At 45.9% G+C, this 21,244-nt stretch carries 4 protein-coding genes (1 of these 4 running past the window's edge); all 4 read right to left on the reverse strand.

All coding sequences use genetic code 11. The features are described 5' to 3' along the window. Tightly spaced (at most 26 nt apart), the 4 genes in view from LW808_000355 to LW808_000370 form a layout consistent with a single transcriptional unit that may run on beyond the window. Positions 1 to 17,393: the 5' portion of a hypothetical protein gene (locus tag LW808_000355; protein ID UPA28519.1), read on the reverse strand. Its footprint begins 12,019 nt before the window's first position; 17,393 of the gene's 29,412 nt are visible here — the first part of the coding sequence; its start codon is at positions 17,391 to 17,393; its stop codon lies beyond the left edge, outside the window. 26 nt (positions 17,394 to 17,419) lie between these two features. Then, positions 17,420 to 18,661 carry a hypothetical protein gene (locus tag LW808_000360; GenBank protein UPA28520.1) on the reverse strand — a complete coding sequence of 414 codons (1,242 nt, stop codon included), beginning with the start codon at positions 18,659 to 18,661 and terminating at the stop codon, positions 17,420 to 17,422. Then, the gene (gene sctV, locus LW808_000365) at positions 18,658 to 20,760 is read right to left on the reverse strand and encodes a type III secretion system export apparatus subunit SctV (GenBank protein ID UPA28521.1); all 2,103 of its coding nucleotides are present in this window, start codon (positions 20,758 to 20,760) and stop codon (positions 18,658 to 18,660) included. Before sctV ends, LW808_000360 begins: the two co-directional genes overlap by 4 nt. After that, positions 20,757 to 21,146, reverse strand: a complete 390-nt coding sequence (locus LW808_000370) for a hypothetical protein (protein ID UPA28522.1) — start codon at positions 21,144 to 21,146, stop codon at positions 20,757 to 20,759. Before LW808_000370 ends, sctV begins: the two co-directional genes overlap by 4 nt. Positions 21,147 to 21,244 lie beyond the last annotated feature (98 nt).

A 21,244-nucleotide genomic window follows, 5' to 3' on the forward strand; every position in this document is an offset into this window, starting at 1 on the left:
TACGCCTTCTCCGTCGGTCCCTCGTCCGTCTCTGTCTTCATCGCAATGTCGCGCACCTTGCAGTACTCAAATTTTTTGCCCTTCACATAGATATCCGATGGCTTGTAGAGCCGTCCATCATTCCCCTTTAGTCTGGCATTATTTGAGGTGCAATAACGGTCATCTAAAACGCTCTTAAAGTCGCCCTCGTACTTGTAATACAATCCATCACCCGGCGTCGCCTTATTGAGTGGAATGTAGTCGAACTTTGTGCCGTAGTAGAAAAGTTCCCCGAGTGTAATCCCTGAAACGTAGTAAGAATCGAGATTTTCTTTATCCTGAAGATAATAAACGTCACGAAGTTTGATAAAATTCGGACTGTTTTTGACTTCATTGACCGGGAAATAACCCGTAGTCTCGGCGCGAACGTACTTTGTTACGTTGGCTAACTCATCGGATGCGGCTTCAGCGACATCAATCGGCGCGTATCGGCCAACATCCATATCGACTTGTGTCTTACTGCGGTTTGAAAAATATCCGCCATCGCCCGTCTTGACGTAGTTGGGATTGCCGCTAGTCAATGTCTGACACGTGTACGTTTTGCTAAGGTCGGCCTCAACCTCCCCATTTTCCGTAACGACGACAAATGATTGAACCTTTTCCGCTGCGATGGTACTGCCCTTCGCCTTTGCCCGGATATCCTCGCGATCGACGTAGCTCGTTCCTTGACGGTCGCCGATTTTTGCTCGAATTTTATTTCCGAGATTGCTCTGTTCAATATAAAAACGTGATGACGGATTACTGACCTCTCCGTTCCCCGCTTGGAGACGATAGTTTCCGAGAATCAAAGTCGCATCATTTTTGCCATCATTGACGCCTACCGACAAGCGGCTGCAAGATCCCTCGCCATTTCCTCCGACACTTGCTCCAAGCGTCACGTGATAGTTGCCATCCTCGGCCATCACGAAGGTATTTTCGTCAACATTGATTACCGGATCGCTTTTCGGGGTAAACTGATAAAGAGCACTGGGATCACTCGTGATGGCTTGTGGTAAGGTTTGAGTCTTCGTCGAATACGCAAACCCTTGGAACGACTGATAATCGCCATCCGCCAATATCGAGAGACTCGAAGCGGGATAATAAATATTATCGGTCCCCTGGAAGCACAAGGAGTTGGCCTTGCTGCTCGCCGCTGTTACCATTGCATCCTGCTTTTCATACTCCAGCGTGTAAACACCAAAGTACCCGGTTTCGATATCATAATCAGTTACCTTAATGGCCTTTTCGGCATCATAGGTGCTAATATCGGCTACATTGCTCGGGATCAGGTACGGCGCCATGTAAACGGTCTCACTCCCCACACTCGTATTAGACTTTAAATCTTCGCGCTGGGTATAGGGCAATAATTTTCCATTTTTTCGGACAACAAGTTGAAAATCTTGACCGCTATAATACCCGTTGCCCGCCTTATATACATAGTTCGCCATATTGGCATTCGTGAGCTCAAAATTAACGCCTACGTACCCCGTCGTAGTATCAAAATCGGTTATCTGGATCGCTTTGTCCACAGCATAAGAACTGATATCTGATACATTGCTCGGAATTAGATATGGTGCAGTGTAAACAGTACCTCCATTGCCGCCTTTGGTAGATTCCAAATCCTTAAGCTTATTATAGGGCTGCAGTTTCCCATTCTTTTTGATTGCAAATCGAAAATTTTGACCGTTATAATATTTGCTTCCTACCTTATAAACGTAGTTCGCCATGTTGGCACTCGTAATCTCCATTTTGATGCTTTCCGTGACCAAGGCCTTCGGATACCACAAAATTTCGAGTGGCGTTTGTAGTATATGATCATTACCTTCACTATCCTTTGTGACAATGGGGCGTGAAGTTGTTGGTTTTCTCAATGCAACCTTAGAATCATTGGTGTGGTAAACGTAGAGCGTCACGTCGGCGTCGTTGTTGCTGACTCCACGGTAGATGGGATTGCCGTCGGCAGCACTGTACTGGAGCTTTAACGTAACTTCATCACTGCTGCGATTGAAGTAATCGTTGTTAATATTGATATAAGTACCGCTAGATTGGTCTTGTTTCACCTCGTACTGCTGCATCGGGTCACTTACCCGGAAACACGCCCCTGAAGACGATTGGCAATAAATATTACTCTGTCCTTTTTGGTCGAAAGCATTGCCGAGATAATTGACTGTCCCATTCTCTGCGACACTGACAACGTCGATATCTTTCAGCAATTTAACTTCGCCGTCATCGCTCTCTACACAGATATCCTTAGCGGCATAATAATTGCCATCCTTAGCAGCTAAGTATGGTCCCGATGTCGAGTTTTTCGCTTCTGGAATAAGGATTCTCCATCCAAAACCTGAAGGATCGAAATAATCGACCTGTTTCTTTAGTACGCATCCCCCGCTGGTACTTTTGATAGAAACGTAGTGCTTTCCGTTCCGTTCCAGACATTGGAGCTTGGTCATCTCCGGCCTTAATTTTGATATGGGTTCACTTGCGACCTCAACATAGCGCGTATCGCTGTCGGTTACCTTTACGAATGAATCTTTGCTAAGCTGGATATAACGATTTCCGGGTACTAGTGTTTTTCCGTTCTTATCGGTTTTCGATTTTCCGAGCTCGATCGTCTTAATCTCATACATCTGATCGGTATTGAGGACATAGAGTTTATTCTCATTCCCTGAAGTGTTGGGAACTTTGATAAAATCGACCACTTTAGCCCCCGATCCTGAGTCCGCATACACATCTTCGATATACCAATCCGAGGCAAGATCCGCGCTCGTATCAGCATCCTCATAGAGCGTCACACATCCCGTATCATAATAAGCTCCATCTTCTCCATGAACGTAGTAGACGCCATCATCATCTCGTTCCTGATAGCCTCCAGGCGCGTTAGAGTAAAATGTATAGGTACTGCTTTGTGGGTAATATGTGTTATCCCCTGAAAGTTTGATATAAAAGGTGATGTCACCCGTGTTTTCAAAATACCGATTCCCCTCACATTTAAAGTACACCTTATTGTCTGCTCGGTTGTAGTAACTGTTGTCGGAACCCTTAAAATAGATTGTGTCAGTCTTCAGGTGATATTTGCCACTTTTATCCTGAACATAAATATCATTTTTTGCCTCACTCAAAGGCTGATAATGCGTTGCCTCCTTATACTGGAAATTTTTCGTCTTAAAATAAAGAGGCCTCCTTTTATCGTCGATTGTTGTTTCTTTGTATGAAAAAAGTCCGGATTTGTAATACACTTTTTCATCAGCTCTCTCGTAATATTTTCCCCTATTATTTCGGCCATAAATCTTGTCGCTACTCCGAACATAATACAGTTCATCGTCGGTGTCTTTGTAGTAGGTATTCTTATCCCCACTCGGCACAATGTAACTTCCCCCGTCTATTTTATAGTAGTGTTCATCGCTGCCCTTAATGAGGTAATTATTTCCGTTTTTATGGTACGTGACATCGCGATCTTTTGGTGTAAATGGATGGTACCGTCCATCGACACTTTTGAGGTAAACCGTATTATCTGTCCCAACGGATACCTGTGCCATCGCTTTAAAGTTATTGTTGTCGGTATCGAGATTACTACTCGCAGCCGTAAGCTTATTGCCCGAGTTTACATCACCTGGCGTAATGTGGGATTGGACGAAAATATCACTCGATAGAACATCCTGGAAGCGATAGGGCTTCCAATTGCTGATGGTCAGGCTTTGATCGGTAGCACTTCCGGCCGCTGCCGCAGGAAGGATAAAGTCCGTATTGGCATAAGCGATGTTGCCTGCGGTAGTTTTAACATTAACCGCCTGAGGCTTAATGGTATCGGTTCTTGTTTTGCCCTCACCAAGTTGTACCGTTTCACTGATTTGAGCTTGTACCGGCGCGATTCGATACAGTCCACCATCACTGGCAACCGCATAATCGGATGTCGCAAGGTCGTTTTGATTTTGTGTAAATTCGAGGTTTTCGCCGTTGCCACGGATTTCGACAAACCGGTTATTGATATAAAGATATTCTGCATTACGACTCAATTTGCCCTGTTCGATGTAGCGTATCTCCGGGTGAGGCACATAGAAGTACTCTTTTGAGGCCGTATTTTGAGCATAGCGGCGATTTGGGAATTCGATACGATGCAGAACCTCCTCGCCCGTTTTTTCATCGGTTTCCGTAAAGTAATAGTTTTCGGTATTCCCGATTTCTGTATACTTTTTGGTAATACTGGAATAAGAGTAGCGTTTTTCATCTGAGGGCGTGAAATCGGGTTCTTCCGCGACCTGACTCGCGAGGACGTATTTTTCATACTCTACCGGAAGGACCAAATGATCATCATTGCGGTGAACGTAACGGGTCTCAAGTCCCCATTGATAGAGCTTCATCCCAAAAAATTTCACATCCCCTTGAGTGGATCGATAGTACAACGGGATATCGAGATGCTTTCCATTGGCAACGACATCAACTTTATCACCGTCCTCCAGGTAATATGAAACCACTTCGCCGTTTGCATCGAGTTTGGAGCCTACCACTTGATAATAAGTTCCCTCCTCAGACTCGCCATTGACGGATTTTTCAATTTTGTAAATGTAGCGCGTATAAATATCGTCGACGGCCGTGTATTGCCCTTCATCAGCACAAATATAGTACTTTTCGTCGTTCCCGGGATTGTTTTCACTCGGAATGTCAGTTACTTCAGCAAATCCTTGTTTTGTCGCCGCATAATAGATAATCGAATCCTGATAGGTCTTCCAGATATCGGTGTCTCCGGTAACATCCTCACCTTCAGCGGTTCCACCCGATTCCTGCTCGTTCTCTGTCGTTGTGATCTCAACGGCATCTGGCTCTACATAGGACATATAATCGCCATCGTAGACCTTGTAGAGCAACTTGTACTTCGATAGCGGATAGGCGACATCATTCTCTCCGAGAACGAAGAGTTTCTTATCGGCTTCACTGCCGGGGAGTGCGGAAGAGATGACCTCCTCTTTATTGCTATTACAGCGGCGATTTGGCATCAAAATGCGGACGTGCTCTTCGGGCGAGACCTGGATAAAGGCGACGTCATTTTCGGCGAGTTTATAAAAATTCCCGTTATTTTTGATGTATTGGTTTTTCTGGTTAACATCGAAGGTAATGATACCGTTGCGCTCGTCTTGGATCCGATAAATCCACCCCGCTTGGGCATCTAAGGGAACAAAAAGTCGTTCCTTCTCATTACTCTCTTCATCACCGGGTTTCGGAACGTAAGCGCAATAATAGGCATTATCGTCGATGATTTTTAGGTCGCCCGTATACGGCATGAATTTCGAGTAGAGCTCTTGAACCTTGGTATTATCAGTTCCCCCACAGGTATAGTAAGCACTATTGAGTATTTCGTCGTCGGCAATCGTTTCGGGACCTTCTAATGGTTTTTGATCACCTGCAATCTGCACAACTGATTCACCTGTTTTAACAAAAGTATAAAATTCGCTCTTCAGCTTTTGCAGCATATTTTCATCGCTATTCCATTCTGGATATTTTTTTTGCAAAAATATGAGGAAGAAGGCCATATTGAGACCCTTAAAGAAATCGCCAATGCCTGCTGCTTCTAAATCGCTGAGCTTGACGTTTTCATTTCGGTCCAGAATGCCAGCAAAATTGACCAGATCTTTGAGCCGCGTAAAGACGCTATCATTACTCGTTCTGCGGTAAGTTGTATAATAGGTATTCGAATCAATGCCCCCCTTCAGACGACTAGCGAAGTCAAGCAATGCTCCAGAGAAATAACTGTCCTCGGAACTTTCGCCAGAACTAGCAATTTCCCCGCGGATGAAATTATATAATTTGACGAGTTTATCCTCATATATCTGAACAGCTTGACTACGACGATCAGATGCGCCGTTTACCAGTTTGGTCGGGATTTGAGATAGTTCCTTCAGCTGCTTGATAAAATCTTCACTGGTACACTGGTCGTTAAGAATCTTCCAAAACGCTTTTTGTAAATCGGTAAAGGCTTTAGAAACATCGCTAAGACTTGAAAAATTAGCCGTTACTTCGTCGCCAAGCGTTTTATTGACGATACTGCGAAGCTTGGAGCTCAGTTTCGAATCGGAGATATTACCCGTTCCCTGGGTCTTTTCCACAAAACATTTAATCAGAGTCTCCCCTTGCCCGTAGCTATCGTCGAGTGTTTGAATAGCACTGGCAATAGCTTTAGCTAGATCAAGTTCATGTACCTCTTCTTGCCCCTCTGGAGCGAGCAACGCCCCATATTTTACTTTCAACTGTTCTCGATCCGCTCCATTCGTAAAATTGTACACTTTATTGAGCGACGCGACGGCATACTGTGCACGCACTTCTTGAACGGCATCAATTACCTTCTGTACCCCTGATTGCCAATCGATAGCCCCTGCTCGCTGTAGAGCCATAACGGGATTATCTCTATCTTGAACCTCCCGAAGTTTCTGAACAATCGTCTTGAAAGCGTTATCAATCGTCTCGGTTTGGGATAAAAGATCTGACCCACCCTCCGTGTATGCTGTTTGAAAATTCGCAATAGCATCGCTGAGTTCTTTCGTTTGACTATTTAAAGTTTCCCTTAGTGCTTCGAAAGATTGCAATAATCGTTCCGTCGTGATTCCTCCCTCAGAGTTGCCGAAATTATGGAAATAGCCGTCCCAGGAAACTTTGGAAATTTCTTTTAATGCCGCACTGGCATTGGTTTTATCGGGTGAAGCAAAGGTACTAAAATTAGTTGTAAAGTTGGATAACCACGTATTGAGATTGTTAATGTACTCTTCCGCTAATGCCGATCCCGATGTAAACACGGACTGCATGCTATCATAGAGATCTTTGAGGCTTGTCGTACTCGCTGTCTCGTGACTCCCTTGAGCGGCAAAAACATCATCTAATGGCGACTGTGTATCAATCTCATTTGCGGTGACATAAGCCTTATGGAGCATCTGCTGTAATCCTCCGTCACTTACTGTCGTATCAAGGAATTTGGAAGCTAACCCTTCTTGTTCGGCACCCAGGACCCAATGTCCCAAAACATCGCGCAAATTAGTAATGGCCTCGGTTGTGAGCGAGCTTCTATACAAACGGGCGACACCGGCAAAAAAGATTGACGCCGCAAAGCGGTAAAGACTTTCTTCGAGGTGTGTCAGATACTGATCATGTTGTTGCGCTTGACTCTCAGACAGTTCATAACGGCCTCCGCTGTTCAAGCGGACGGTGTAGGTAACACTTGAATCCTTTTCCTCCCGGGTTACGCGATAACCCTCTAATGTCGTGACTTGATCCTCTATAGCCTTGATCAACGCCTCATGGTTGGAAATCAACGATTCCGATTTGTTGTTGCTACTGTCTTCTTCTACGGGTGCTAACTCCTTGAGAAGCGATTCTGTATTTTTTAACGCGCCTCCTTGTTGTGTGTAGGCATTTTTTAAAAATTCCACCGTAGAGTTGTATGCCTGAGTCAGCTGCCAGAAGCTCGCGTCTTCCGCTCGATCCGCATCGGCAGTATTGGTAATACGCGAGAGATTGGCAATATTCTTAAACCCAGTTTGAAGATTTTCCGCTTCAGCATCGACATTTGAAAGCAGCGTCTCTTCAATCTTGTGGAGGGCTTCTGTCAGCTTATTTTCTCGTTTCCCGTTATCGAGGAGACCGTAGACCGACGCCAGAACATTCCATCGATCGACCGTTTGAAAAATAGGATCGCGCAACGCCGCCAATGCCCCGGATTCAACTGCTAACGTCTCAAATGGCGTAATCATATCGGCATATAGATCCGAAGGCAGAACTTTCGTCTGTCCATCGGTCTCCGTATTAGCAATGAGCGCATCGAGAACAGTTTTGAGGCCATTGCGCGTCGTATCGTTTCGGAATACGTCAATGCCGCCCTCATTTACGGCTTCGCCCTTTTCATCGACACCAAATAGGAATTGTCGAAGATCGATCTTTTCCTGTTTATCGAGCAATGCCCCCGGATTATCTGTTTCGCCGCCGCGCCGTTCTTCAAACACGGCAAGAATATGGAGCTTTTCGATCGTGTTCTTGAGTTCCTCGAGTCCCTTAATCGCTTCTGTAAGTTTCTCGTTGCTGGTCATTATTATGCCCTGAAATCCCTTACCAAGGATGTTATTCAGAATGGGATACATGCTCGATGGGACATCTTGATACCCCAGATAGTTCTGAAGGCTGTCGAGCGCGCTTTCAAAATTTTCTGACTTACATCCTTGCAATTCGTACAACGCGTCGATAAAGGGCTTAATCGCGGTTAAACGATCCGCGACAATCTTCTCTTCGATTGTCGCGGGACGGGTCTCTTCCGTACCACTTATCGTTTTATCACCCCGGAGTTCCGTGATAACGTTATCGATGGTAAATGTTGCTACTACGGCCTCGGCCTCGTCTGATTTTTCGCCTAAATAAAAGTTTTTGAGTTCTGTGTCTTGGAGTATTGTCCATGCAGCATCAAAACCTCCCTCTATGGACTTATTCAGGCATACCGCATTTAGCATTGTTTCAACGGCACTCAATGCCGTACCAATGTTACGATAAATGACATCTGCTTTCTCGTTGGTTGTCGAAGAAGAGGTGACGCCATTGGTAACATCTCGAAGATTTTGGAATGTCTGTTCGATCCTCCAAAGATCGTGTGTCTCAGGACAAATACTTTTTAACAATTGCTGGAAGTCCGCTAAAGGCAAGTTGATGATACCATCTTTAACCAATTCATAAACGTCTGAAAACAGCTCGTGTACCAGGTAATCCGTCAATTCTGATTGGAAAGCCTGCTGATAAGCGGTGATATACGCATCCTTTTCCTCCTCCGTGCACTTGAACTCTCCTTCTTTATTAGCTTCAACATATGTCGAATCGCTGCTCTCTTTAAATGCCAGCGATTGAAATGCACCCACGTTGGTTGGCTCCCCAGAAACAACCGCAAATAGGTCATCAGAAGCCGTTTTTAGTGCGTTGACACATGCCGTTTGCGCTGCGCTCGGTGCTGTAGCTGAATAACCCGCTTCATCGATTAACAAAACAAGTTCATCCAGTGCCTCCTGAAATGCCTTGGTTTTGGTTTCAATATCGTTCTGAGGTTCATATTCCGGATCCGTGGCGATATTGGTGATCATACCGGTGATCGTTGCATAATTTTGAGCGGCATGTTGTTGCGCCAGTTCATCTAGAAGTGGTACCAAAACATCCTTTAGGTAGATACCCACAACGGCCTGTTTTTCCTCATCACTAACCGTCGCCTCTTCGATCGGGGCGATACTATCACTCGGACTGGGAGAAGTATCTGTAGCCCATAGTGTCGCTACTGTTGCTCCAGTATCTGCATTTTGATTCTTTATTAATTCATCGAGTGCAGTTTTGAACTGATTACTGGACGGGGTAACCGAATATGTGGAGGCAGTTTTCTGGCACAAATATGTTGTCAAAAATCCCCTTATGGTGTCCTCAGCACTATTGCTAAATTTCTCATATTCATCTTGCGTCAAAGCGAAGGCATGGGTATCAAAATCCTCGAGTAGCGCCTGAATTTCTTCGAAACTAGGTTTATCGAAGTCCAAGAGTTCTCCTGATAAAATATGCTTCAACAAGCAATATTTGACGCCGGCCAGATGCTGGCCCAGCCAACCAAAGTTGGTATACAACTCATTCAACTTCCTCTTTAATACTTCCGATGTGGTGGCATTAGCATTGCTGTCACAAACCAGATTCCACAAAGCATTACTCCAAGTGGGCCCAATACCAACATTATTCCCGCATCTCACATTGTTAAAGCTGTCGATATAAATTTTTGCATAATCCTCTGCCCAGTATTCGATCGGAATGCCATTTGGTCCAGTCCCGTATCTCCAATTCTCGTAGTTAAAACCGTAACTGTCGTCATTGCCTGCAACCTCAGCGAGAAATTGCTTGTCAATCTCCTCAATCCCTTCAATGCGATTAGGCCAGTTCATTGTCTTTAGATTGCCGATCTGCGTTTGAATCGCCGTCATCACTGGATCAGCTGCTTCTTTATCGAGAATGTAGGCTGAATTGACTGCGGTTGATCCAAAGAGAAGTTGCTTCGTGCTTCCGTTGTATTGGACCTCAAAATTCGTCAAAAGCTGTTTGAGTCCACAAAGTGCTCCTTCAGTATATCCCTTGTCTGCTTCATTAAATACACTCTCCACTCCACTTAAAATCTCCCGGCGAAGATCTTGCACACACAGCGAAAAATAATCGTCACGCATTTCCTGAACCGCATCGAACAATGCCTGATCGATGGTGATATTAACTGCACGTTTCCCGGTTTCCGTTGACTCGACACCGTATGATGGAGTCGTACCCTCAACATAAAGCGATAACGTACTATTTAATCCACAAACATTTTTTTGCGACGCGATTTTATCATAAACTGCTTTCAGAACATTTGTGACCTTTGCTTCCAGATCCGCCCGACTAGGTGTGGACGTAGCACTGTTATACGTTTGGGCCGTTGATGTGATCGATCCCGATTGTACAAGAGTATTTAATGCCTGTGTGTAAGCATCGTAGAGCTCCTTTTTTTGAAGGGCAATAAAATAGGTCTTAGCCGCTTCAATATTTTCAGAATCCTCCGAGACATCAACCTTTTTCGCCAAGGCTTCGACGGCAGCCGGACCGTTTAACGATAAATCATTAAACACTTCTGCCTCGGCAATGTCATGAAAAACCGTAACATCATACAGGGCGTCGAGATTATCCCTGACACCTTTGAGTGTTTGCTGATTCACGTAGCCGTAGGAACCATTAAACATCGCAATTGGGGAAAGATCTGCAGCGCTTTCCGTGAGGCGTTTAAGCTGGTCCGTCAACTGGTCGTCAACAAGCGTATCACCCACAATGGCCTGAACAAAAGCGCCGGCACTTTTGTAGGTAACATGTTCTTCCCACTTGAATTGCTCATCTTTATTGGCTGCAGCAATCACCCCCATGGCCGCATTACGGAAACTTCCTTCATAAATGGCAATCTGCGCGTTGACGAGATCATACCAATGTTCGAGTTCTTCTGAAGAGAGTATGAGGTAGTTATTATCCTGCTGGAGGGCGAAAAAGGTCGTATTATTCCCTTGAGGATCAACATTATAAAACTTCTGAACGGAGTAACTGAGGCCATTGTGTGTCAAGTCCGTGCCCGTACCCCAGTTTTGGAGAATCGTGCTCCACTGATTTGTTTGGATATCTTCTGGATCGAAATTTTCGATTGCGAGCGATATTGCTTCGGTCATATTTCCCTGTTTATCGAGGAGATTACTCAGTACATCAAGCGTTGCGTGTAACCCTGAGGCGACACCTCCATCTGAACTCGCAGCCGTCCCAACAATTTTTAACACTTCCTCGGAAAATGTTTTACACGCGCTAATGAGTGTGTTGGTTTTGTCAGCACTGCTTCCCCACGCTTCTTTGTATGCAATGATAGCTGGGTTAGCGATTGTATTCTCGGGCGTTTTATCTTCCGTGAAAAAGTACTTATAGATTTTCTGATAAACCTGCTCTAATAGAACACTCAGAAAACGCGACCGGTCATACGGGCGACTATAACCGCTCTTATTCGAGTTAAAAGTCACAATATCCGTCGTTTCACTGTCGCTATCAGCTGTACGAAAAGTGCTCAATGCTAAGAGATCATCGCCGATGTTAAGACGATTTATTGTCGCCTCGGGGATTTCACTTCCCGCAACAAGCTGTCCGATTGCCGAATAAATTTGAAGCAGAAGATTGTGTTTCTCTGTACTCTTTGCTGCATCATCGGCCGCGAGTGTCGCTGTAGCAACTTCTTCTTCGACGAAGAATGATTGATAAACATTCTTAACATCCGCAACCTGTGCGATCGCCTGATCATCGAAAATCGCGTACTTTGGCTGTTCGGTTTTCACCTGTTGAACTTGATGGGCAATACTATCGGCCGAATCATCGATCGTCATTTGTTCCGGGCTGAGAGCGTCGATATGGACAGCATTATCGATCAAATCAACGAGCTCGCGGTACTGCGTCTCCGTAATCGAAAAATTTTGGGTTCCAGTACCATCATCGACAAACTCCCTCAATTTAGCCTGCAGCCCCTCGAGTTGCGAAAAATCTTCCGTCCATTTCGGGTATACAAGTGCCAAAACGTTGGCCAAAAGAAGATCGCGATTCCGTTGCGCAAATTTTTTTATATTCGAGAACGCATTCGAAACACTCCCAGCAGCTTTATTCGAAAGTTTAATCTCCTCAACACTGCCATCCTCGCCGGCCTCACTCGCATAAATCACTGTGCCTTCCTTGACCTGCGCATTGATGCCATCAATTTGTGTTATGAAATCATTCCATCGCGCTTGAAGTTGATCAAATTTCGTCCAGAGTTGGGCTACTGCATTCTGATCTGGAGACGTTTTTTTCGCATAATTCTGAACCTCACTCAGAAAATCCTGAATACAAAGAAGTGTTTGAGGTGTTTTCCCCTCTCCCTCCACTCCCGCATTGCCTTCTACTTTTGTTACCTTTGTAAAATCGACCATCGCGTTATAGGCTTCGATGATCTTATTTGTGACATAGACATTTTCATTGATGCCCTCAGGGGCGTTACGCACACCCTCTTTGTTAAACCAAGACAATTGCGTTAGATACTCCAAACCTCCAAACCTCGTCACCAATGAATCATCATTTGGAACCACCGTGGCGTTCAAAGTACTCAGATCCGTTGTTGTTAGTTGATATAAGAGCTGGTCGAAGTTTGATATCAACTGACTGTACGACTGCGCACTCCCATGGATGGTTTCTAAGTTAAAGTCTTCAAGCGCAACATCCTCCGAAAGATTGGTCCACGAATCCCAGGAATCAACCTGTACTCCCTGACCTTTAAGCGGCAATAATTGGGGCCCATTTTCCAATTTGCTAAGTTGCGCGACGACATCATAGGTATTCACGCCATCTTTGAGATAAATAAGCAATGGCTGTAAAATTTTACGGATTTTTGCGTCATTATTGGATTCCTTGATTGTGCTCGTTGCGACGGTATAGCTCGAATCATCGGCGGAATCGTCACTTTCGAGTTTGTAGGTGTCGACAATATTTTTAACGATCTGATAGCGGATATTTTGAGATTTATTATCATAAACACCATCAACGTACCAATTGGCATGGATCGCATTCTCCTTGGTGACAAAAGAGGCCGCTTCGAGGTGATTAAGGATATTAATGAGGTCTCCAAGCGCATTCTGAAGTGCACTTAAATTCCCTCCTAATTCGCTAGCGCTAATTCCCTCTCCATTGATTTTCTTTTGGATATCATTACGTACATTTTCGATCTGACTGCGCACCTCCTTGAAGGCTTCTACAGCATCTTCCTTGGCGGTCAGTTTTTGAAGCGTACCATCTGCAATGAGTCCTTGGATAGAGTTTGCGATCCCGTTATAGCCATCAATCAATAGGTTTGCCGTTTTGGCCGATCCACCCTCAGCTTCGATCGCAAGGTCGACTGTCACAAGTGAGTTCTGCAACCCGGCGATCAGCTTTCCCATTGCTTCGTCAATCGACAGCTCCTGTTGAGTCGCGGTATCCTCTTGTACGGCAACAATCCCCAAATAGTCCGACATGAGATCCTGCAATGACTTGATGTTATTACGTACTGCCTCTGCTTGCTTTGTGATCTCCGCTTTGGCTGTATCGATCACCTCATTACACAGATATTGGACACCGGCAGGGGTACTACCCGTTGTCATGATCGCCGGATAAACCTTTTGATAGAGCGTCAGGAGCGAAAAATCGATAGACCTCGAAGAAACGTATTTTGTCAGATATTGAAATAACGATACGCCGTCTGTATAAGGAACATTTTGTGTCGTTTTTAATAAATGGCGGAACTGCGATGCCAGCTCTTTTTCGGCATAGAGGTCGGCTTCCTTGTAGGCTTTGACCGCGTTAAGGATCTCCGCGACAAGAATTTCGATGTCTGTATCTTCAGAATAGTTTTTCAATACGTCGAGAATCGATAGCACATATTTGTAACTCTTAGCATTGATATTGTACTCCACCTCGCCCTCAAATGTCGCCATACTTTCGACGCCCGAGGTATAGGTCCCATCGGCGTTAAGGCGCATAATGCCGCAATCGATTGCAATCCGATAGACGCGATTAATCAGTGCCTGGCGCTTAATTTGATTCTGTCGCCAACCCTCGATTTCATGTTCCAGGAGGTAGATGTGCAACTCTTTACGGAACTTATTAGCGCGTTCGTATTCTGCATAGAGGTCAATGGCTTCCAATTCCCGCTTAAGGGCAATAACCTCACTCTGGAGCGCTTCCTTCAATGCGCTGGCAAAAATATCATCGCTATCCCATAACGAGACCTCCTCGGAACCCACGAGTTGTTCACCGAATTTTGTAATCAGGGCTGAAAGCTCGACGCTGTAATCGCTAATGCTGTACTTTTTAAACTCACCATAGCACTTACGCCCATAATTCTCATATACGCGCTGATACGCCTCGAGAAAGGCTTCGATATTGAGAATACCGGTATCGCCATCGCCCTGTGTGAAGCTCGCAAACAGATCATGCTGATTGGTAAGCTCTGGGTACCGCGTGTACGTCGCCGTGGTGCGATCCGCGAGGTACGATTTTCCGTGACAGGGAAAATTCTGGATCGCTTCGTAATATTCCCCATACGTCTCGCGCAATTCACGTAACTTTGTTACGGTTTCAGTGCACGAACGAGCCCGCTGCTGCTGTTGCCCTTCTGTAAACCAGTCTGTCAAATTCTGCGTGTGTTGAACAAACTCGTTATGTATCAATGGCGCGTAGTGATCTTGTAAAATTTTGGCATAGAGATACTCCAAAAGCCGTTCAAGATCGTTATTACCTTGGGCAGCGATCGTCGTCCCGTTATAATTGGGCATTTCGACGCCACCGATAATATCGCGTAACATATTGAGCCGTGCCTCTGTTTGCAAGCGGTAGGCTTTGACGACAGTCTCTTCCGTGATAAGGCCATCGATACTTTTAATAAGTAACGACGCTTCTTTGGCATCCGTACGATCGGAACCAAATCTTAAAATATAGTCCAACACCGCCTCGATATGGCCACGTAACTTTTGTGCCGCCGGACGTTCTGATTCTACACTTGGTACAAAGTCATATTTTAATGCGGCTTCTTTTTGTTCGGCCTCCGTCGCGCCGCCAGCGAGAAAGTTCGCCACACCAACCTGCACGAGATCCTGTATTTGAAGATCTGCCGTTTGGCCATTTGCGACGTTCTCCGAGACACCGACAATTTTTCTGGAATCATCCGATATACCGTCGAAAACATAGCGTTGGATGCTGGTTTTGAGATCATTTAAAAATGCCCCCATCATGGCGTAGCGCACATCCTCCTGCTCATCGAGTGTCAAAAGACGCTTTTTTTCGGTACCGTCCTCTTGCTGCTCGAGAATTGTCACCTTTTTAAGGGCGATACGGATGGCTTCTTCCGTTAAAACCGTTTGCATCGTCTGCTCGATTGTGTTGTTGAGATCCTCCTTCAGCGCGAGCTCGACGTAATTCTCCAACTTGAATGTATTGCTTTCAGTCAGGTAATTAACAACGGTCTGGTAATTCGAATTGCTTTGCTCAAGCGGTTTACCATCGACAATATCGTTCTCCGTAAACAAAACCGACGAATGGGCCTCATTTTGTGCTAAAATCAAGCGACTTTGGACGTATTTTAACGCATTACAGTAGAGTTCGTAATTACTAGCATCGACTGCAATGCCATCACTACCAACAGTCAGCGTTGGAGCCGTAGCTCCTTGTGCCCCTTCTTGAATTACTTCGAGCTTTTTGAGGTGTTGTTCAATTGCCGCCAATTGGGCTTTTAGACGATAGCGCCGAACAGTTTCAATTGTGAGGTCTCCTAAAAGTGTAACGTAGAGATTTTGAATTTCTTCTTTGACTTTCGTTTTGACGACATCTGCGTCATCGGCATCAATAACCCCCTCTTCTACAGCCTTTTGTGTCAATGCCGCGATCTGCTTCCCGACTTCCTGATCCGGGATTTTAACGTACATGCGCAGCCAGTTATTTTCTGGGGAATAGCCCTGTTCTTTGTCACCAACGGAACCAATATAGTCGTCGATCGCACTAATAAGTTTTGCCTTCAGAGCATTATCCGCAGCTTGCCGGGTTTCCTCAATACTCTCCATCATTGTCTCGTTGCGCTGCTGATTATTGAGCACATTGAGAATAGTTCCGACGCCTACTTTCACGAGGTCCTCACAGATCTTATCGACGTAGCTCTCCGTTACGTCACCTGTTCCCGTACTTTCACTTTGCTCGGAATTTGCAAACAGACTTCCGAGAATTTTTCGGAGATTATAGTCTTTATTAGCACTGATTTGGTCCTGATAGAGCAAAAAGGAGGTTTGATGCGTAATCTGACGCTGTAATGCATTGATAACGGAAACACTGTATTTGCAATCTTCTGACGTACAGGCGTCGGACTTCCCCGTTTCGGCATCCTCTCGGAGTACTACGGTATCGTCGCTAACAAGTACGTTTGCCGCCGCATCCATGTACTCCTTTGCGAGATAGTAATTCACGTGAGCCACAAGCTCATTCCAGCCGAAAATACCTTGGAGATCGGGCGCAAAGACTAAGTCTTTCAAATATTTCTCAGAGGCTTTATCCCAAACGCCCCTTGTCCGTGTGATTGTCGTATCCCACTCAGATTGTCTCGTTACATCGCTATTCGTTTTAGTCGGGTTTTGAAGGCGATTGCGTAGTGCAACTTCGGGATTCAAGAGCTGCGTTCCATCAAGTTTGTACCCCGTATCGACAAAAAACTGGTCTTTTCCTAGAAATGTCAGCCATTGGACGTCTTCTTCCCCAAAACCGTAATTTTCGGGCTTTGGCCAAATTTTTTGCGTCGTATCAGGAACTGCAGGTTTTTCCGTTTTAAACTCAAAATCCTTACTGCCGGGACCGTCTTCCGGGCTTAAGAGCTTTTCAACAGGATTTAGGATATCTTTTGGAAGTTTCTCCAGATTATCGGAACGATCCTTATCGAGCGCTTCCTTACGGGGCTGCACATCACCCGCAATGACCGGCGGGTTACAATTTGGGAAAAAATCGTTAATCACCTTCGCTGTCTCTTTAGGCGCGTTAAACGGTTTCAGTTCGGAAATTCCCAGAGAAAATGCCGTCGGTACGTTACCCGGATTATCGACGCGATCGGGTTTCGGACTAGGTGCTTCCGAATCGTCTGACACATCAGCCTCGACCTCAAATATCGAGAACTTCAGCTTTTCGTTAAACGGATTGTTGTAGACACTGGTTGGATCGGTCGTACACGGGATCATCGACCCCATACTTCCCGCCGGATACTCCTCCGGGTTAATCCTGATGTCTGTCAATTGGTCAACCATTTTTCCTATCCCTCCAAATTTTTGTGTTATAATGAAATTCGTCGAAATCCCCCCCGACGTAAGGTGGAAGCTAAGCGGTGTTCCGTACCGTCTACCGATTCATTGGTAGAAGTGACATTTTCTAAAATCGTTTCAGCGAGTGATTTTTCAGGATTCTCGCGTTGTTGCTGTGCGCGTAGTGTTGCTAGAACGACATTGCCATGGTGAGTCGCCGTTGTCGACGCCCGGTGCGATAATAATTGCGAATCCGGCATTATGACCTCTGGTACGACGGTCTCCATAACTGGTTCTGGTTCTGGTTCTGACTCCTTTTCGGATAAGGCATCGAGCGCCGCGAGAATTTCCTCTGCTTTGCGCACCTTGACCGAATTTCCTTCCGCCTCTATGCGAATTGTTTCAGAAGACTGAATCGGGTCTTTCTGAGCAAATTCGATCGACGCCCGTTCCTTCTTTTGCGGAAGCCCCGCATTAGTTTTGGCCGGCGTAGAATTCCCTGAAGATTTCGTGGACACTCCCGCGGCTTTTGCAGTAGAGACTGGTTTTTGATTCCCATTTTTTAAGATTGCGGTCTGTTCAATTGCCTCCTCCAAGGGATCGGTCTCGACGACAATCTGCAGCTGATCGGCGTAATGATGCCCAACTTCCTCGTTGAAACGGAATTGTGGCTTCGCGGCCTCTGGTAACGTAATTTGAGGTGCTACTTTAACATCCTCTGGACGATTGCTCACCCGTAAGCGTGGAAGCTCTGGCACTTTGAACTGCTGCTTCTGGATCTCCTGAACGGTTTCAAACGCATTCGCTAGTTTCTCTTGGATCGCCGCAAGCTGTTCAGCGGCTCGGACATCGCGGACCTCGGTAACACGGATTTCTTTGATCGGTTCCGGAGACTCTGGTATTTCCAATATCGGCTCTACCTCAAGCTCTGATTCGTACGGAAGGCGTTGCCAACCTTCGCGCGGTTTTCCGAAAAGACGTTCGAGCTCCATGCGCTCGCGTGTAACCGTCGTCGCAATCTCGTCGAGGCACTCCTTAATCGCAGGAAGCTCAAAAAGTGCTTCTTGATGATCTTCCGAAAATCCAAGCTTTTGAAAGAAATTCTCAATTTGTTGTAATGTCGCTTCGGCCTGCGCGCGTACTTCTAGCGGATCAAGGACCGCAATCGGCGCCTCTTCAACCGCATCTAATGACGTAAGCGGAGCACCCATTTTTTGTAAGAGTGCCTCCGCCTTGGCTCGCATTACTTGTTCTCGTAACGTGCGCTTCTTCATGATATCGAAATTTTCCCGAGTGGTTGAATCGTGATCTCCTCCGTCAGCTCTTGGTGCGACAAGACTGGTAATTCGTAGAGTTCGAGCTCGATCAGTTTCCGCACATACCGTCGGATATCCATCGACGTCAACAGTACCGGTCGGTTCGTTTCCTGAGAGAAATCTCCAACGGCCTCTTTAACCGCACTCACAATCTTTTTCGCAGTATTGGGTTCGAGCGCTAAGTAGCTCCCCGCCGATGTCTGACGGATGGATTTCCGGATCACATCTTCAACCGCCGGATCTAATAGGTAAACCGCCAAAATATTTTGACCGCCGCTGTATTTATAGCTGATATAGCGCTTCAAGCTCGTACGTACATAATCCGCTAACAAAATCGGCTCTTTTTCTTTCTGTCCCCAATCAATTAAGCACTGCATAATTAGGCGCAGATTCCGGATAGAAATATCTTCCTGTACCAGACGCTGGAGTACCTCACCAATCTTTTGGACCGGCAACACACGCTGGACTTCTTTGACCAACTCGGGGAAATTCTTTTCGAAATTCTCGAGGATAAACCGCGTCTCCTGGAGACCGATAAACTCTGCCGCGTATTTTTTAAGAATGAAAGAGAGGTGGTACGTCAAAATTTGTGGGGATGTCATATAATTAATGCTCGCCTTATCCATCTGCGGAATGAGATCCCGCGAAACCCACAATGCGGGAATATTGGGCAAAAATGCTTTTTCTTCCTGATACGGGATATTGAGAATCCCAAGGCTCTCCTTTGTTTCACGTACCAAAACATTGCCCTTTAAAATCCGTCCCTGCGAAACCGGCACTTCTTGCAACAGAATCTGATACATTCCGTCTGTTAGGTTTTCATTAAACCGAAGGTGAATACCTGGGAATGGAACTCCTAAATCATAATAAAGTGCTTTACGGACCTGTATGAGTTGGTCGTTCAAAACCATCGGGTCAACCGATTCTTCGATTGACGTCGCCACATCCAATAAGAGCGGTACCGTAACCGAAAATTCCCCTTTATCTTCCTTAAAGGTCGGTTTATCCGGAGCTAAATCAGATGGTAGCCCGGTATTCTTGGGAACCTTGGCAATGCTTGGGGCACTCTTATCGGCACCTCCGGATTGCATCAGAGATCTCCCCGCAAGGAAAACGAGCACACCGTATACTAAGAAGGGTAATTTTGGGAATCCTGGCATCAACATGAACCCAACAATCATACATCCCGAAATCATAAGCGCCTTCGGCCGCGATAAGAGCTGCTTACCGATATCGTTACCGAGCGGTTTGGCATCTGTCGAACTTACACGTGTGACGATAACACCCGCCGTAATGGAAATAAGCAATGAAGGTAATGTAGATACGAGACCATCACCAATCGTCAGAATTGCATAGGTTTGGATCGCCTTCGCCGGTTCCATTCCCTTTTGAAAGACACCAATAACCAACCCCGCGACGATGTTAATAGCGGTCATGATGAGACCCGCAATCGTATCTCCCTTAACGAACTTCATCGCACCATCCATCGCTCCGTAGAGCTGGTTTTCCTGCTCGAGCTCCGAACGCTTCTGTTTCGCCTGCTCCGTATCAATACTCCCTGCCCGCAAGTCGGCATCGATACTCATCTGCTTACCCGGCATCGCATCCAAGGTAAAACGCGCTGAGACCTCCGAGACACGTTCCGCACCCTTGGTAATAACGACAAACTGGACAACCAGCAAAATACCGAAAATAACCGCACCGACAACGAAGTTACCCGCAACGACGAAGTTTCCGAATGTGAAAATAATCTCACCCGCATCCGCTGTCAGCAAAATCATACGTGTACTCGTAATGTTCAGCGCCAACCGGAACATCGTCGTAAACAATAGAATACTGGGGAATGTCGAAATACACAGCACCCGCGGGATGTAGAGCGAGAGCATTAGAAGTCCGATACTCATCGATAAGTTGAGCGCCAGCAGTGCGTCGAAAATAAACGCCGGGACCGGACAGATCATCAACAAGATAACCGCGACGACAACACAGGCTAAAAAGACGTCATTGTACTTCGAAAACGACGCTAATAGCTGACTAAATTTAGTTTGGAAGCTCACGACCGGACCTTTGCTTTAAGTTGTGGACAGGCAACCGCGAGCCGCAGATCTTGCTCCTGGATTTCCAAAAAATGCGTAAAGGATGCACGCGCTTCGTTATCTTTTCCCAGTGCCCAAAGCGTTTTACTTTTCAGAACCCAAAAGAGCTTTTCGAATTCCTTCGATGTTGCCTTTCCTTCAGCACGCGTCACCGCCTCCATCGCGACACTCGGCGTATCAGACTGTAACGCCGCAAAGGCGAGCGACATCTCAACAAACGGATCCCTCGGGAAGTAGCGCGCAAGTACACGCGCGATCGCGAAGGCCTCGTCAAACTTGTTGTACCGCAAAAACAGATACACGAGGAGTTCTAAGAATTCCTTTTGAGAATCATCCATAACATCCACCCAGCCGTGGACGATAATAAAGTCTTCGAGTTTTACAACTTTTTATTGAAAAAACTTACCTCAAGGCGTTCTTAAAAAACATAACAGCCGATAGAATT

It is taken from the genome of Verrucomicrobiota bacterium (assembly GCA_021294815.2).
In the GTDB taxonomy this organism is placed as follows: domain Bacteria; phylum Verrucomicrobiota; class Verrucomicrobiia; order Opitutales; family LL51; genus LL51.